Here is a 15,780-nt window from a genome sequence, read left to right on the forward strand (position 1 = left end):
GTTCTCGCGGGTCCCGGGGTGGGCGCGGCGATTAACGTCGGGACCGGGACAAGTCCCCCGTGGGCAGCCCCGGGCCGGAAACCTGACCGACCGGGGCTCGTCCCTCGTATCAGCGCGCCGAGAAGCCGTACACCGTCTCGGACCGGAACGTCTCGCCCGGCCGGAGCACGGTGCCCGGGAAGCCGGGGTGGTTGGGGGAGTCGGGGAAGTGCTGGGTCTCCAGGGCGACCCCCTCGCCGGGGGCGAAGGGCGCGGCCAGGTGGTCGGCGGTGTAGAACTGGAGCCCGGGCTCGGTCGTGGCCACCGTGAGCACCCGCCCGGACACCGGGTCGTGCAGCTCGGCCACCTCCTCGGCGGCGTCCGTCACCCCCTTGTCCAGCACGAAGTTGTGGTCGTAGCCGGACCCGACCTCGCGGACCGCGCGGAAGTCGAAGCGGGAGCCGGTCACGTCCTCCAGCGCCCCGGTGGGGATCAGGTCCGCGTCCACCGGGGTGAACCGGGAGGCGGCGAGCCGCAGTTCGTGACCGCCCGTTGGACCGGAACCGCCCAGGTTCCAGTACGAGTGGTTGGTGAGGTTGAGGACGGTCGGCGCGTCCGTCGCGGCCTCGTAGGCGATCCGCAGCGACCCGGCGTCGTCCAGCGTGTACGTCACGGACACCTCCAGCCGGCCCGGGAAGCCCTCCTCGCCGTCCGGGCTCACCCGGCGCAGCCGGACGCCGTCCCCGGCCGGCTCCGCCTCCCACACCCGCTTGTCGAACCCGCGCTCCCCGCCGTGCAGACAGTTGGGCCCGTCGTTCACCGGCAGCGCGTACGCACGGCCGTCCAGCGCGAAGCGCCCGCCCGCGATCCGGTTGGCGTACCGCCCCACCAGGGCGCCGAGATAGGGCTCCGGATGCTCCAGATAGCCCTCCACCCCGGGGAATCCCAGCACCACGTCCGCCGTACGCCCGTCCCGGTCGGGAACCTCGACCGACTGCACGATCCCGCCGTACGACAGCACCCGCACCCGCACCCCGGCCCGCTCCAGCGTCCAGCGGTGCACCGGCGTGCCGTCGGGAAGTGTGCAGAAAAGTTCGCTCATGTGGGAAACCCTAGTCAGGGTCTTTGCGCGGTGACAGTGCGGTACGCGATCTCGGCAAGCCGTGCCTGCCCGTCGCGGCTCGGGTGGAACCAGTCCCAGCGGCTGAGCTGGTCGGTGCCGAAGCGGAAGTCGAACACCGCGTTCCCGTCGAAGCGGCAGCGGCGGTCCTTGGCGCACACGGCCCGCAGCGCCGCGTTGTAGTCCTCCACCCGCCGCTGCACCTCCTCCCGGCGCTCCGTGGCCACGCCGGTCAGGTCGTCGGCGTCGGCCAGCATCGACGGGCAGATGCCCAGCTTCCACACCTGCTTGCCCAGCGGGTTCGTCCGGCCCTGGGACCACAGCCGCAGCAGGTTCGGCACGCTCGCCACGTACACCTGCGTCCTGGGCAGCGCCGTACGCAGCTTGGCCAGCGACGCCTCGAAGTCCGCCCGGAAGTCCTTCACCGGGGTCATCGCCGACACCGACGCCCGGCAGGCGTCGTTCGCGCCGATCATCACCGTCACCAGCTCGGGCCGCCCGGCGATCGCGCCGGCCATCTGCCGCGGCAGGTCCGACATCCGCGCGCCGGTCACCGCGTAGTTGCGGCTGTGCTCCGCCGCCCCCCGCACCCCCAGCAGCCGCACCGCCAGGCTGTCGACCCCGGCGTCGCTGCCCGTCGCCCACGACACCTCGGGGCAGTCGGAGAGCACGGCGCACGCGTCGAAGCCGCGGGTGATGGAGTCGCCGACCGCGGCGATCGAGTCCGGGCTGCGGTCCCACACCGGTGCCGGCCGGGCCGGGGTCCGGGAGGCGGGCGCGCCGGAGTCCTTCTTGCCCTCGGCGCCGCCGCCCCCGAAGGCGTCACACCCCGTCAGGGTCAGGACGGCCGCCGTCAGGACGGCGACGGCGCCCCGCGCCCGGTGGCCTGGCTCGCGCATCTTGGCTGCTCCCCTCGCTCGGCGGTGCGGTGCTCCCTCCCATGACAACGCGCGAGGGTTCCCGGACCGGGGACCCGGGAACGCCGCACCCCCGTACAAGCGTCCCCCTGGGTGAATGGCACGGGTTTCCTGGCACCGGGACCGACGGTACGTCACACTCCTTGCCCCGCCGCAGGGTAGCCTCGCCATCAACGCGGCCGTCGCGCCTGGCCGCCCCGCCAGTCCGCAAGATGTCCCGCTCTGCCCGGAGGTTCCGGTGACGACACGTGGAGTTCTGTACGTGCACTCCGCGCCGCGCGCGCTGTGCCCGCACGTCGAGTGGGCCGTCGCCGGGGTGCTCGGCACGCGCGTCAGCCTCGACTGGATCCGGCAGCCCGCGGCGCCCGGCACCTGGCGCTCGGAGTTCTCCTGGCAGGGCGAGGCCGGTACCGCCTCCAAGCTCGCCTCCGCCCTGCGCGGCTGGCACCTGCTGCGCTTCGAGGTCACCGCCGAACCCTGCGCCACCGCCGAGGGCGAGCGCTACAGCTGCACCCCCGACCTCGGCATCTTCCACGCGGTCACCGGCATCCACGGCGACATCCTCATCCCCGAGGACCGGCTGCGCGCGGCGCTGACGCGCTCCCAGCGCCAGGAGACCGACCTGGAGGCGGAGATCGCCAAGCTCCTCGGAAAGCCCTGGGACGACGAACTCGAGCCGTTCCGCTACGCGGGTGAGGGAGCACCGGTGCGCTGGCTGCACCAGGTGGTCTGAGCCCTCCGGACCGGCGCGGGACCTCCGACACGCGGCCCGACACGCGGAGGAACCCGCGGGACACACGAAGGAGCCCCCACCGGCCGGTGGGGGCTCCTTCGTGTGCGCTCAGACGGTCCGGAAGGCCAGGACCACGTTGTGCCCGCCGAAGCCGAACGAGTCGTTCAGCACGGCGATCCGCCCCTCGGGCAGCTCGCGGGCCTCACCGGTCACCACGTCCGCGTTGACCTCGGGGTCGAGGTTCGACACGTTGATGGTCGGCGGAGCCGTACGGTTCACCAGCGCCAGGATCGACGCCACGGTCTCGATACCGCCCGCGCCGCCGAGCAGGTGACCCGTCATCGACTTGGTGGCGGAGATCGCCATGTGGTCGACGTCGTCGCCGAACACCTTCCGCAGCGCCTTGATCTCGGCGACGTCGCCCTGCGGCGTCGAGGTGGCGTGCGCGTTCACGTGCACGATCTCGGCCGGCTTCAGGTCCGTGTTGTCGAGCAGGTTCTGCAGCGCGTGCGCGATGCCGTTGCCGGACGGCTCGGGCTGCGTGATGTGGTGGCTGTCGGCGGAGATGCCCTGGCCGACCGCCTCGACGTAGATCCGGGCGCCGCGGGCCTTCGCGTGCTCCTCGGACTCCAGGATGATCACACCGGCGCCCTCGCCGAGCACGAAGCCGTCGCGGCCCGCGTCGTAGGGACGCGACGCGCCCTCGGGGTCGTCGTTGTTCTTGGACATCGCCATCATGTTGCCGAAGGCGGCGATGGGAAGCGGGTGGATGGCGGCCTCGGTACCACCGGCCACGACCACGTCCGCACGCCCGGTGCGGATCATCTCGATCGCGTACCCGATGGCCTCCGCGCCGGAGGCGCAGGCCGACACGGGGGTGTGCACACCGGCACGGGCACCCAGCTCGATACCGACGTTGGCCGCCGGGGAGTTGGGCATCAGCATCGGCACGGTGTGCGGGGAGACGCGGCGTACGCCCTTCTCCTTGAGCACGTCGTACTGGTCCAGGAGGGTCGTCACGCCGCCGATGCCGGAGGCGATGACCGCACCGAGACGGTCGGGGTTGACGGACGCGTCCTCACCGGCCTTGGCGGTGAAACCGGCGTCCTTCCAGGCCTCCTGAGCGGCGATCAGCGCGAACTGCGCGGACCGGTCCAGCTTGCGGGCCTGCGGGCGGGGGATGATCTCGCCGGGCTCGACGGCGATCTGCGCGGCGATGCGGACCGGCAGCTGGGCCGCCCACTCCTGCTCGAGCGGGCCGACACCGGACTTGCCGGCGACCAGGGCCTCCCAGAACGAGGCTGCGTCGCCACCCAGCGGTGTGGTTGCGCCGATACCGGTGACGACCACGGTGCGATTGGTCGGGCTCACGGGAATTCTTTCTCCAACGGAAAACGGGATTCGACGGCGCCACCGCCGGGTGGCGGGGCCTAGCAGCCTGACGGCCTAAGGGGTGACTCAGGCCTGGTGCTTGAGGATGTAGTTGGTGGCGTCACCAACGGTCTTGAGGTTCTTGACGTCCTCGTCCGGGATCTTCACGTCGAAGCGCTCCTCGGCGGCGACGACGACCTCGACCATGGACAGCGAGTCGACGTCCAGGTCGTCGGTGAAGGACTTGTCCAGCTGGACGTCCTCGGTGGGGATCCCGGCGATCTCGTTCACGATCTCGGCGAGACCGGCGACGATCTCTTCCTGAGTGGCGGCCATGTCAGGCGCTCCTTCTTCGATAATCCAGACGGTTTGTGGCAGTTTGCACCGTGCCGGATGCGAGATCCGGCACGGAGTGCCTAGGGGAGGGTAACGACCGTGGCGGCGTAGACGAGACCCGCCCCGAATCCGATGACGAGCGCGGTGTCGCCGCTCTTCGCCTCCCCGGTCGCCAGGAGCCGCTCCATCGCGAGCGGGATCGAGGCGGCCGAGGTGTTGCCGGTGGTGCGGATGTCACGGGCGACCGTGACGTGCTCCGGCAGCTTCAGTGTCTTCACCATCGAGTCGATGATCCGCACGTTGGCCTGGTGCGGAATGAAGACGTCCAGGTCGTCCGGGCTGATCCCGGCCGCGTCCAGCGCCTGCTGGGCGACCTTCGCCATCTCGAACACGGCCCAGCGGAACACCGCCTGGCCTTCCTGCGTGATCGCGGGGAACTTGACGTTGCCCTCGCTGTCGAGGGGCAGTTCGGCGAGGTCGCCGACCCGGAAACGGTCCCAGGAGACCGTCTGCTTGATGGTGCCGGACTTGTCGCCCTCGGAGCCCCACACGGTCGGGCCGATGGCCGGCTCCTGCGAGGGGCCGACGACGACCGCGCCGGCGCCGTCGCCGAACAGGAAGGCCGTGGCCCGGTCCTCCAGGTCGGTGAGGTCGCTGAGCCGCTCCACACCGATGACGAGCACGTACTCGGCGGAACCTTCCACCACCATGCCCTTGGCGAGGGTCAGGCCGTAGCCGAAGCCCGCGCAGCCGGCCGAGATGTCGAAGGCAGCGGCCTTGTTCGTGCCGAGCTTGTCGGCGATCTCGGTGGCGACGGCCGGGGTCTGGCTGAAGTGCGAGACGGTCGAGACGACCACGGCGCCGATCTGCTCGGCGTCGATGCCGGAGTCGGCGATCGCCTTGCCGGCCGCCTCGACGGACATGGCGGCGACCGTCTCCTCGGGGCCCGCCCAGTGCCGGGTCTCGATGCCGGAGCGCGAACGGATCCACTCGTCGGACGAGTCGATCCTCTCCAGGATCACCTCGTTGGGCACCACACGGGTCGGCCGGTAGCCGCCGACGCCGAGGATGCGCGCGTACGGGGCGCCCTTGCTGGGCTTGATCTTCGACATGGGTGTTGGGCTCCTTGTCAGGCGCTCGCCGCGTCAGCGGCAGGTGTCGCAGTCTCGGCGATGAGCGCGCGGGCCGCGTCGAGGTCGTCGGGGGTCTTCAGGGCGAGCGTGCGCACACCGGGCAGCGCGCGCTTGGCCAGACCGGTCAGCGTGCCGCCGGGGCACACCTCGATGAGGCCGGTGACGCCCAGCTCCTTGAACGTCTCCATGCACAGGTCCCAGCGCACCGGGTTGGCGACCTGGCCGACCAGCCGGTCCAGCACCTCGGCGCCGGAGGCGACCTGGCGGCCGTCCTTGTTGGAGACGTAGGGGACCTTCGGGTCGGCGGGCGCCAGCCGTGCCGCGGCCTCGGCCAGCGCCTCGACGGCGGGGGCCATGTGGCGCGTGTGGAAGGCGCCGGCCACCTTCAGCGGGACGACCTTGCGGACACCCTCGGGCTTGTCCTCGGCCAGCGCGGCGAGCTGCTCCAGCGTGCCCGCGGCGACGATCTGGCCCGCGCCGTTGATGTTCGCCGGCGTCAGACCCAGCTTCTCCAGGTGCGCGACGGAGGTCTCGGGGTCACCGCCGAGCAGCGCCGACATACCGGTCTCGGTGATCGCGGCGGCCTCGGCCATCGCGAGCCCACGACGGCGGACGAGGCCGAGCGCCGCGGTGTCGTCGAGGACGCCCGCGAAGGCGGCGGCGGTGATCTCGCCCACGCTGTGGCCGGCGACCGCGCCGGGCGCGATCTCCGGCATGTCACCCAGTGCCATGGCGGACAGGATCCCGGCGGCGACCAGCAGCGGCTGGGCCACCGCGGTGTCGCGGATGGCGTCGGCGTCGGCCTGGGTGCCGTAGTGGACCAGGTCGAGGCCGATGGCGTCCGACCACGCGGCGACGCGGTCCGCGGCACCGGGGAGTTCGAGCCAGGGGGTCAGGAAGCCGGGCGTCTGGGCGCCCTGGCCGGGAGCGACGAGTACGAGCACTCTCACACTCTCTCTTGGAGACGGCCGAAGCCGCCCGTGGGGACAGGGACGAAGAACACGTAGGGGTTTTGTGGGCCCCCCACAAAACCCTAGGCCTGGGGTTCACCGTCGGCCAGACGCCCCAGGATCAGCGCGATCCGCAGCGTGAACGCGGATCGTACATCCGAGGGGGACCATCCGGTGACGTCTGTCACACGTCGGAGCCGGTAGCGCACGGTGTTCGGGTGAACGAACAGCATCCTCGCCGCGCCCTCCAGGCTGCTCGCCTGCTCCAGGTAGACACTCAAGGTCTCCAGGAGTGCCGACCCCGCCTCCTCCAGTGGTCTGTAGATCTCCTCCACCAACTGCTCGCGCGCGCCCGGATCACCCGCGATGGCCCGCTCCGGCAGAAGATCGTCCGCCAGCACCGGCCGCGGCGCGTCCTGCCAGGCGAAACACGCCTTCAGCCCCGCCGCGGCGGCCTGCGCGGACCGGGTGGCGGCCAGCAGGTCGGGTACGACGGGCCCGGCGACGACCGGACCGGCGGCGTACGGCCCGATCAGCGACTTGGCGACGGCGAGCGGATTGGGGCTGCCCCCGGCGATCACCACCAGCCGGTCCCCGAGCACCCCCGTGAGCACCTGCAGCTTGGCGTGGCGCGCGGCCCGCCGTATGGCCTCGACGGTCAGCTCGCTGTCCCCGTCGGGCGCGGTGCCGAGCACGACGCACACATGGTCCGGCGAGTTCCAGCCGAGCGCGGCGGCCCGGCTGACGGCGCCCTCGTCGGCCTCCCCGCTGAGCACGGCGTTGACCACCAGCGACTCCAGCCGCGCGTCCCAGGCACCGCGTGCCTCGGCGGCCTGGGCGTACACCTGGGCGGTGGCGAACGCGATCTCCCGGGCGTACACGAGCAGCGCCTCGCGCAGCACGCTCTCGTCCCCGGGGGCCGCCACCTCGTCGATGGCGGACTCCATCACCTCGATGGTGGTCCGCACCATCTCCACGGTCTGCCGCAGCGTGATGGCCCTGGTCAGCTCGCGGGGCGCCGTCCCGAAGACGTCCGTGGAAATGGCCTGCGGCGCGTCCGGGTGCCGGAACCACTCGGTGAACGCGGCGATGCCCGCCTGCGCCACGAGCCCGATCCAGGAACGGTTCTCCGGCGGCATGGCCCGGTACCACGACAGGGTCTCGTCCATGCGCGCGATGGCCTGCGCGGCGAGACTCCCCGAGGACTTCTCCAGCCGCTTCAGGGTCGCGGAGTGCTGGTGGACGGCGTGCGCTGCGGGTTCGCCGCTACGGGTTTCGGGTTCGGGCACGGGGACAAGACTGCCTTATCGGGACGGGACCGTGCGTCGGCGGGGTGCCGTGCGCGGTCTACGGTGGTGCCTGTGATGGACGTACGGCGCGCCGGCGAGCGCTACCGCGGAGGGGATCCGCAGGCGGGGATCGAATCCCGCCACGCCTTCTCCTTCGGCCCGCACTACGACCCCGGCAACCTGCGCTTCGGCGCGGTGATCGCCTGCAACGAGGAGCGGCTCGCCCCCGGCGCCGGCTTCGACGAGCACCCGCACAGCCACACCGAGATCGTGACGTGGGTGGCCGAGGGGGAACTGACCCACCGCGACTCCACGGGCCACGAGACGAAGGTACGCCCCGGCGACGTCCAGCACCTCGCCGCGGCGGCGGGCGTCCGCCACGTGGAACGCAACGAGGCGGACACCCCGCTGACCTTCGTCCAGATGTGGCTGGCCCCGCTGGAGCCGGGCGGCGACCCGTCCTACGAGATCATCCCCGGCATCGCCGACTCCACCCCCTACGCCCTCCCGGCCGCCGGCGCGATGCTCCACGTCCGCCGCCTGACGGCGGGGGAGCGCACGGCGGTACCGGACGCCCCCCATGTGTACGTCCACGTGGTCCGGGGCGGGATCACGCTGGCGGAGGAGGCCCTGGGCGAGGGCGACTCGGCCCGCATCACGGACGCCGAGGGGCTGGACGCCGTGGCGCTGACGCCGGCGGAACTGCTGATGTGGGAGATGACCGCCGGTTGAACGGGCATGGCGGCGCCCTCGCGCGCCGGTCCGGTCCAGGCCGGCCTCAGCCCCGCAGCTCCGCCAGCACCGCGTCCGTGAACACCGGCCACGCCTCGACCGCCCAGGGCCCGAAGGCGCGGTCGGTGAGGGCCACGCAGGCCGCCTCCGCGTCCGGGTCGATCCACAGGAACGTACCGGACTGCCCGAAGTGCCCGAACGTCCGCGGCGAGGACGAAGACCCCGTCCAGTGCGGCGACTTGGAGTCCCGGATCTCGAACCCCAGCCCCCAGTCGTTCGGGTTCTGGTGCCCGTACCCCGGCAGGACGCCCTTCGTGCCCGGGTACTGCACCGTCATCGCCTCCGCGACGGTACGCGGATCCAGCAGCCGCGGCGCCTGGATCTCGGCGGCGAAAAGCAGCAGGTCCCCGACCGTGGACACCCCGTCCTTCGCCGGGGAGCCGTCCAGGGTCGTCGACGTCATGCCCAGCGGCTCCAGCACCGCCTGCCGCAGATACTCGCCGAACGGGATCTCCGTCGCCTTGGCGACATGGTCGCCGAGCTGCTCGAACCCCGCGTTGGAGTACAGCCGCCGCTCCCCGGCGGGAGCCATCACCCGGTGCTCGTCGAAGGCCAGCCCGGAGGTGTGCGCGAGCAGATGGCGGACCGTGGCGCCGGGCGGGCCGGCCGGCTCGTCCAGCTCGATCGCGCCCTCCTCGTAGGCGACGAGCACGGCGTAGGCCGCCAGCGGCTTGGTGACCGAGGCGAGGGGGAACCGGTGTCCGTCCGGGCCGTGGGTGCCCACGACCGTGCCGTCCGCGCGGACCACGCCCGCCGCGGCGGTGGGGACGGGCCAGTTCTCGATCGACGCCAGGCTGTTCAACGACATGAGGCCGAGCCTATGCGCTCAGAGCCACAGCTCCAGCAACGGGTCGGGCTTGGGCCGGAAGCCCAGTGAGGTGTACAGCGGCGCGCCCTCGGTGGACGTGGTGAGCTGCACCCGGTCGGCGCCGCGCTCGCGGAACCAGCCGAGGAGCGTGTCCATGCACGCGCGCGCGTACCCGCGCCGGCGGGCGTCCGGGTCGGTGGCGACGCTGAAGACGTACCCGACGGTGCCGAGCGGGTTGGCCGCCCGGCCGATCCGGTAGTCGAGCGTGCCCGCCACCAGCGCGGCGAGCGTCCCCGGCCGCTCCGGATGGTCCACGACGAAGGCCACGAAGTCCCCCTCCGGCTCCGCGAGCCTCGCCCGCAGGGTGGGGAGGGACTCGGTGTGCCAGTCGGTGGACCGGTCGGTGTGGGCCATCGAGTCGATCATGACCTGGCGCAGCCGCAGCACTTCCGCGGCGTCCTCGGGCTCGGCCCGGCGTACGAGAGTCATGCCGCGCACGCTAATCACCGGACCCGAGAGCCGTCTCTCCCTTTTCTCACCGGAGCCGCTTGCCTGGAGTGCACTCGAAGGCCATAGCGTTGGGGCATGACGGTGATGCAGACCACGCCAGCGGCCGCCGAACAAGCCACCCCCGCCGACATCTGCTCCGCCCCGCCCCGGCCCCACCCCCGCCCCGACGGCCAGGACCGCTACACGATCAGTGAGGTCGTCGCCTTCACCGGTCTGACCGCGCACACGCTGCGCTGGTACGAGCGGATCGGCCTCATGCCCCACGTCGACCGTTCGCACACCGGTCAGCGCCGCTACAGCAACCGGGACCTGGACTGGCTGGAGTTCGTGAACAAGCTCCGGCTGACCGGCATGCCGGTGGCCGACATGGTCCGGTACGCGGAGTTGGTGCGGGAGGGGGAGAGCACCTACGCCGAGCGCCAGGAACTGCTCGAGTCGACCCGCCGGGACGTCCTGGCCCGGATCGCGGAACTGCACGACACCCTGGCGGTACTGGACCGGAAGATCAGCTTCTACGCCACGGAGCGCTGACACCGGCCGCGCGGGAGCGCTACAGCTCGGCCAGCAGCTCGGCCTTCTTCGAGGAGAACTCCTCGTCGGTGACCAGACCCGCCCGGTGCAGTTCCCCGAGGTGCCGGATGCGCTCGGCGATGTCGGCCGGGTCCCGCCGGGACGGGGCCGGCGCCACCGGTACCGGCCCCCGGGTCCGCAGCGCCGCGAGGACGGCGGCGGCGAACGGCAGGGACTCGTGCACCGGCCCGTAGCCGAGACCGAAGACGACGGCCGCGGGATCCTGGTCGGGCTGCGCGGGACGGGTGGAGCCGTTCTCGCGGGGTACCAGGCGCAGATGCCCCTCGAAGACCTCCGGCGAGCGCCACTCCACTCCGCTGAGGTCGGCGACCGGCCAACTCTGGTCCCCGGCCTTCCACTTCGCCGAGGACGCACCCGTCCAGGACCAGCGGAACTGCACGGAGGTCCCGTCGAAGGACGCCTTCCCGTCGTACGCCTTGAAGTGCAGCGGGGCCTCGGGGGCGGCCACCAGGCAGCGCTCGGCGGGCTCCGGCCCGGACTCGGTCAGCAGCGGTCTCAGCTCGTCGGCGTAGTACTCGGCGAGGGTCGCCCGCTCGGCCGGCAGCACCAGCCGATACGGGTCGGAGCCCTCCCGCAGCTGCCCGGCCGCCGCGTCCATCAGCGGATCGGCGCCGGGGCGCGGCCGCAGCCGCAGGACGACGGAGCCGCGCTTGCCGGGCGTGAGGGTCACCTCCTCGACCGCGGCCAGCGGAATGCGCCGCTCGCCCAGCGCCTGGAACAGTCTGGGTGTCCGAATCCCCCGTTCGTAACGGATGAGCACGGAGTCGGACTCGAACTCCCAGACGGCATGAAAACCCGCCAGTACGTCACCCATGCGGCTCATCGTATGCGGCACGTGCTCCTCCGTCGCCACCCGCGCAGACCGCACTTCCTGCTGTTTCTACGCGCGTCCGGCCGTCGTCGTGCGGGGCAGATCCGCCCGGCAGGCATCGTCTTCGCGTGCGCACGTCACCGCGTCGTACGCGCCGACGCCGACGTGCGCGAGGTTGCGCAGGCTGTCCGTGCCCGGCTGGAAGTAGCCGCTGTGGCCCTGCGCGTCATGGGCCGACAGGACCCGCGCGCCGAACGCCGAGGACACCGGGTCGGCGCCGTGGCCCAGCCCGCCGAGTTCCAGATACGGCACGTCCTGCACCCAGTCGCTGGCGTCCCGCATCGCCCACACCCGGGCCGAGGTGCCCAGGCGGGAGGCGCTCGCGGCGCGCATGCCGGGGCTCGCGGCCACCGCCAGGTCGGACACCCGGCCCGGCATGCCGTGCGCGGCGACCCCGCACACCACCGAGCCGTAGCTGTGGCAGAACATCGACACCGGCGCCCGGCCGGGCAGACCGTGCAGCAGCGCGTTCAGCCGGACGGCGCCCTCCTCGGCGCGCAGTCCGGTGGCCGCGTCCACGCCGAGTCCGTCCGGTGCGGTGTAGTCGGCCCAGGCGATCACGGCCGTGCGCGTCGAGGGACGTTCCGCCCGCTCGGCCGCGTACAGGGCCTTGGCCATCCCGACCGGGGCGCTGTACTTGCGGTACGTCCGCTGGAAGGTGAGCAGATCGGTGTCGACACCGGGGACGACGACGGAGATCCGGTCGGCCTTGGTGAGGTTGCCGAACACCTCCGCGACCCGGCCCGAGCCCGCGGGATCGAAGGCGAGGATGTGCCGGCCGGGACGCATCAGCGCCTCGTAGCGCTCCATCCGCTGGCCCGCGTCCTGCTGTCCGGCCCTGCTGATCCGGTTGTCGTGCATGCGCTCGCGCTCGACCTCACGCGCCTGGCCCAGCGCGATGCGGTTGGCGCGGTAGCGCAGCTTGGCGGGGGCGCCGTTCATGTTGCCGACCGCCAGGGAGTAGCGGTGGGCCAGCCGGTCGCGCTCGTGCGACGTGAGCGAGGCGAAGAACCGGGTGAGGCGCGCGGGTGCCGCCTCGGAGTCCGGCAGGTGCAGGCCCCGCAGCGTGCCGTGCTCCCACTTGTCGAGTGAGTGCTGCAGCGCGGTCGGCTCCCGGTGGGTGCGCATGGCGGTCCAGCCGGTGGTCGCGAGCATCACGAACACCACGGACAGCGCGAGCATGGCGCGCCAGACGTTGAGGGGCGGGGAGGTGTCGAAGGAAGTCACTGGGAGGACACACTAGGAGAACGGGAGGGTCTCGGGGTAACCGAGTGATGGGTATCACGTTTCGGTAAATGCCGAACGCTCCCGGGACGTCCTCAGCCGTTCCGCCAGTTCCCGGTGAGCGCCGAGCCCAACTGGTCCAGATACGACGCCGTCAGACGCCTCATCGCCTCCAGACTGAAGTCGTCACCCGTGCACCACTGCCGTTCGGTGACCCTGATCACCCCGCCGAACACGGCCACGGCCAGCCGTGGCCGCGGATCCGTCTCCACGTCGACGCCCTCCCGCGCGGCGAGCAGCCGCGCGATCGTCTCCTCGGTGGTCACGGAGCGCCGCAGATGGGCGGCGAGCAGCGCGGGCGTCGACTCGATGGTCCGGTACATGCGCAGGTACAGCTCCACCGGGACGGCCGAGTCGACGGTCTCGCGTATCGCCTCCCACCCCTCCAGGATCGCCTGTCGCAGCGCCTCCATCGGCGCCTCGTGGGCCGGCCGTGCCCGTACGGCCTCCACGAACAGCGCCTCCGTCATGTCCTGCACGGCGAAGGCCACCTCCTCCTTGCCGGCGAAGTAGCGGAAGAAGGTGCGCTGCGAGACGTCGACGGCCTCGGCGATCTCGTCGACGGTGGTGCGCTCGTAGCCCTGTGTGGTGAAAAGTTCGAGAGCGGCCCGTAGCAGCGCCTCCCGAGTACGCCGCTTCTTGCGGTCGCGCAGCGTCTCCATTGGCCTCTCCCGTGAAATGTCGCTCCAGCTCAGGCTATGCGCTGGTGTCGTGTCAGTTACCGACTTGTGAATTGGTTTGTCAACTGTCAGCGACTGACACTAACCTCGAAGGTATGACTAGTCAGACCACCATCGACACGACGGGACCGGGGGACCGGGCGTCGACCGACCCGTCGGGGCCGACCCCGGCCGCGGGGCTGCGCGGCCACCCGTGGCTCACCCTCATCACCGTCGCCGTAGGGGTGATGATGGTGGCCCTCGACGGCACCATCGTGGCCATCGCCAACCCGGCCATCCAGAAGGACCTCGGCGCGAGCTTCGCCGACGTCCAGTGGATCACCAACGGCTACTTCCTCGCCCTCGCGGTCTGCCTGATCACCGCGGGCAAGCTGGGTGACCGCTTCGGCCACCGGCAGACCTTCCTGATCGGCGTGACCGGCTTCGCCGCCGCCTCGGGGGCCATCGGCCTGTCGAACAGCATCGCCGCGGTCGTCACCTTCCGCGTCTTCCAGGGCCTGTTCGGCGCGCTGCTGATGCCGGCCGCGCTCGGCCTGCTGCGGGCCGCCTTCCCGGCCGAGAAGCTGAACATGGCGATCGGCATCTGGGGCATGGTCATCGGCGCCTCCACCGCGGGCGGCCCGATCCTCGGCGGCGTCCTCGTCGAGCACGTCAACTGGCAGTCGGTGTTCTTCATCAACGTGCCGGTCGGCGTCCTCGCCCTGCTGCTGGGCCTGCTGATCCTGCTGGACCACCGCGCCGAGAACGCGCCGCGCTCCTTCGACCTGCCGGGCATCGTGCTGCTGTCCGGCGCGATGTTCTGCCTGGTGTGGGCGCTCATCAAGGCGCCGACCTGGGGCTGGGGCGACGTCAAGACCTGGGGCTTCATCGGCGCCTCGGCGCTGCTGTTCGTCCTGTTCGCGGTCTGGGAGACGAGGGTCGCCGAGCCGCTGATCCCGCTGGGGATGTTCCGCTCGATCCCGCTGTCCGCGGGTGTCGTCCTGATGGTCCTGATGGCGATCGCCTTCATGGGCGGCCTGTTCTTCGTGACGTTCTACCTCCAGAACGTCCACGGCATGAGCCCCATCGACGCGGGCCTGCACCTGCTTCCGCTGACCGGCATGATGATCGTCGGCTCCCCGCTCGCGGGCGCCGCGATCACCAAGCTCGGCCCGCGCATCCCGCTGGCCGGCGGCATGGCGGCGACCGCCATCGCCATGTACGGCATGTCGACCCTGAAGGCCGACACCGGCAGCGGTCTGATGTCGGTCTGGTTCGCCCTGCTGGGCTTCGGCCTCGCGCCGGTCATGGTCGGCGCCACCGAGGTGATCGTGGGCAACGCGCCCATGGAGCTGTCCGGTGTGGCCGGCGGCCTGCAGCAGGCGGCCATGCAGATCGGCGGCAGCCTCGGTACGGCGGTGCTGGGCGCCGTGATGGCCTCCAGGGTCGACAGCGAGCTGCCGGACAACTGGGCCGGCGCGGGGCTGCCGAAGCTGCCCCCGGAGCAGCTGGACCAGGCCTCCGAGGCGGTCCAGGTGGGCGTGGCGCCGGTGACCAAGGGTATGCCGGAGGCTCTCGTCGCGAAGATCACCACGGTCGCCCACGACACCTTCATCTCCGGCATGAGCCTCGCCTCCCTGGTCGCGGCGGGCGTGGCGGCGGTCGCGGTGCTGGTCGCGTTCCTCACCAAGCGGGGCGAGAACGCGGAGGCGGGCGCGGGCGTCGGTCACATCTGACGCCGCGTTTCATGCCTCTTCCCGGCGGAGTTCGCTCATCAGGGTGACTCCGCTCAAGATCCCTCGCTCCGGGCGCGCGCCGCAGGTCACAGTGGGTCAGGTCCTCCGCAGGGCATGCGGGGACCGCCGGGCCGCGGCGCGCGCTGCTGGAGGGGGGCAGCGCGCGCAGGTCTGTCCGGGGAAAACCGGGGTACCCGCCCTTTGAGGCCGAACTGTCCATGACCACCAGGGAGTTGATGATGGCTGGCTTCGGGCACGGAACGCGCGGGTACCCCCGGTCACGCGGCCGTTCGTGGCAGCGGACCGGGCCGGACCGCGCGACGCTCGGGATCATCGGAACCGTCTGCGCGGTCGCCGGATTCTTCGCACTGGGCATCATCCTCGGCCCGGTGGCGATGTTCTGCGGCTGGCAGTCCATGGGCCGCAAATGGTCCACCGACCGCAACATCCCGGCCGTGGTCGCCCTGGTCCTGGGCGCGATCGACACACTGCTGTCCCTGATCGCCCTGGCCGGCGCGGCCACTTGGGGCCACGGCCTCCTCTGACCCCGGCCCCACCCCCAATGCCCGCAACTCCAGGCCCCGCGCCCGGAGCTGCGGGCACTTGTGTGCCCACACCCGCCTAGCTGTGGGCAACGAACCCCGCGCGGCCGCGCGGGCAATCGTGGCCGCCTAGCTGCGGGCACCGGCCCCGCCGTAGCT

Annotated in this window: 17 protein-coding genes; 5 read left to right on the forward strand and 12 right to left on the reverse strand. The window is 71.8% G+C overall.

The window, feature by feature from the left end; genetic code table 11:
- Positions 1-109: 109 nt before the first annotated feature.
- Both ABZ478_RS03045 and ABZ478_RS03050 read right to left on the reverse strand, forming a co-directional pair.
- A complete protein-coding gene (locus ABZ478_RS03045) occupies positions 110-1,081 on the reverse strand; it encodes an aldose epimerase family protein (protein ID WP_359544781.1) in 972 nt (323 codons plus the stop codon).
- 14 nt (positions 1,082-1,095) lie between these two features.
- Entirely contained in the window at positions 1,096-1,998 is a 903-nt protein-coding gene (locus ABZ478_RS03050) for an SGNH/GDSL hydrolase family protein (protein WP_359544782.1), read from the reverse strand.
- A 256-nt stretch (positions 1,999-2,254) separates the two neighbouring features.
- On the opposite strand from ABZ478_RS03050, the gene ABZ478_RS03055 reads away from it, so the two are divergent.
- A complete protein-coding gene (locus ABZ478_RS03055; RefSeq protein WP_359544785.1) occupies positions 2,255-2,749 on the forward strand; it encodes a DUF3145 domain-containing protein in 495 nt (164 codons plus the stop codon).
- A gap of 108 nt (positions 2,750-2,857) precedes the next feature.
- Here the strand turns inward: ABZ478_RS03055 and fabF are convergent, their stop codons facing one another.
- The 5 genes from fabF to ABZ478_RS03080 form a co-directional block, all read right to left on the reverse strand.
- A complete protein-coding gene (gene fabF / locus ABZ478_RS03060) occupies positions 2,858-4,120 on the reverse strand; it encodes a beta-ketoacyl-ACP synthase II (RefSeq protein WP_358927207.1) in 1,263 nt (420 codons plus the stop codon).
- A gap of 87 nt (positions 4,121-4,207) precedes the next feature.
- Positions 4,208-4,456: an acyl carrier protein gene (locus ABZ478_RS03065; RefSeq protein WP_133921367.1), complete on the reverse strand. Its 249-nt coding sequence runs from the start codon at positions 4,454-4,456 to the stop codon at positions 4,208-4,210.
- Positions 4,457-4,536: 80 nt separating this feature from the next.
- On the reverse strand, positions 4,537-5,568 hold the full coding sequence (locus ABZ478_RS03070; RefSeq protein WP_359544787.1) for a ketoacyl-ACP synthase III: 1,032 nt from the start codon (positions 5,566-5,568) through the stop codon (positions 4,537-4,539).
- A 17-nt stretch (positions 5,569-5,585) separates the two neighbouring features.
- Positions 5,586-6,533 (reverse strand): ACP S-malonyltransferase, encoded by a 948-nt coding sequence (locus ABZ478_RS03075; protein ID WP_359545014.1) that lies wholly within the window; start codon positions 6,531-6,533, stop codon positions 5,586-5,588.
- 89 nt (positions 6,534-6,622) lie between these two features.
- On the reverse strand, positions 6,623-7,828 hold the full coding sequence (locus ABZ478_RS03080; RefSeq protein WP_359544789.1) for a helix-turn-helix domain-containing protein: 1,206 nt from the start codon (positions 7,826-7,828) through the stop codon (positions 6,623-6,625).
- Positions 7,829-7,903: 75 nt separating this feature from the next.
- On the opposite strand from ABZ478_RS03080, the gene ABZ478_RS03085 reads away from it, so the two are divergent.
- On the forward strand, positions 7,904-8,560 hold the full coding sequence (locus tag ABZ478_RS03085) for a pirin family protein (RefSeq protein ID WP_359544791.1): 657 nt from the start codon (positions 7,904-7,906) through the stop codon (positions 8,558-8,560).
- Between the two features lie 46 nt (positions 8,561-8,606).
- On the opposite strand, the gene ABZ478_RS03090 is transcribed toward ABZ478_RS03085, so the two are convergent.
- On the reverse strand, positions 8,607-9,428 hold the full coding sequence (locus tag ABZ478_RS03090; protein ID WP_359544793.1) for a serine hydrolase domain-containing protein: 822 nt from the start codon (positions 9,426-9,428) through the stop codon (positions 8,607-8,609).
- 18 nt (positions 9,429-9,446) lie between these two features.
- Positions 9,447-9,917, reverse strand: a complete 471-nt coding sequence (locus ABZ478_RS03095; protein WP_359544795.1) for a GNAT family N-acetyltransferase — start codon at positions 9,915-9,917, stop codon at positions 9,447-9,449.
- A gap of 96 nt (positions 9,918-10,013) precedes the next feature.
- On the opposite strand from ABZ478_RS03095, the gene ABZ478_RS03100 reads away from it, so the two are divergent.
- The gene (locus ABZ478_RS03100; protein WP_359544797.1) at positions 10,014-10,469 is read left to right on the forward strand and encodes a MerR family transcriptional regulator; all 456 of its coding nucleotides are present in this window, start codon (positions 10,014-10,016) and stop codon (positions 10,467-10,469) included.
- A gap of 19 nt (positions 10,470-10,488) precedes the next feature.
- On the opposite strand, the gene ABZ478_RS03105 is transcribed toward ABZ478_RS03100, so the two are convergent.
- The 3 genes from ABZ478_RS03105 to ABZ478_RS03115 all read right to left on the reverse strand — a co-directional run bounded on the left by ABZ478_RS03105 (position 10,489) and on the right by ABZ478_RS03115 (position 13,346).
- Positions 10,489-11,343 carry a DUF4429 domain-containing protein gene (locus ABZ478_RS03105; RefSeq protein WP_359544799.1) on the reverse strand — a complete coding sequence of 285 codons (855 nt, stop codon included), beginning with the start codon at positions 11,341-11,343 and terminating at the stop codon, positions 10,489-10,491.
- A 66-nt stretch (positions 11,344-11,409) separates the two neighbouring features.
- On the reverse strand, positions 11,410-12,627 hold the full coding sequence (locus ABZ478_RS03110) for an alpha/beta hydrolase (RefSeq protein ID WP_359544801.1): 1,218 nt from the start codon (positions 12,625-12,627) through the stop codon (positions 11,410-11,412).
- Between the two features lie 92 nt (positions 12,628-12,719).
- On the reverse strand, positions 12,720-13,346 hold the full coding sequence (locus ABZ478_RS03115; protein ID WP_359544803.1) for a TetR family transcriptional regulator: 627 nt from the start codon (positions 13,344-13,346) through the stop codon (positions 12,720-12,722).
- A 113-nt stretch (positions 13,347-13,459) separates the two neighbouring features.
- Between ABZ478_RS03115 and ABZ478_RS03120 the strand changes: the two genes are divergently transcribed.
- Entirely contained in the window at positions 13,460-15,079 is a 1,620-nt protein-coding gene (locus ABZ478_RS03120) for an MFS transporter (protein ID WP_359544805.1), read from the forward strand.
- 236 nt (positions 15,080-15,315) lie between these two features.
- The gene (locus ABZ478_RS03125; protein ID WP_174266320.1) at positions 15,316-15,624 is read left to right on the forward strand and encodes a small hydrophobic protein; all 309 of its coding nucleotides are present in this window, start codon (positions 15,316-15,318) and stop codon (positions 15,622-15,624) included.
- Positions 15,625-15,780 lie beyond the last annotated feature (156 nt).

Origin of the sequence: Streptomyces sp. NPDC005706, from assembly GCF_040631045.1 — a bacterium.
In the GTDB taxonomy this organism is placed as follows: domain Bacteria; phylum Actinomycetota; class Actinomycetes; order Streptomycetales; family Streptomycetaceae; genus Streptomyces.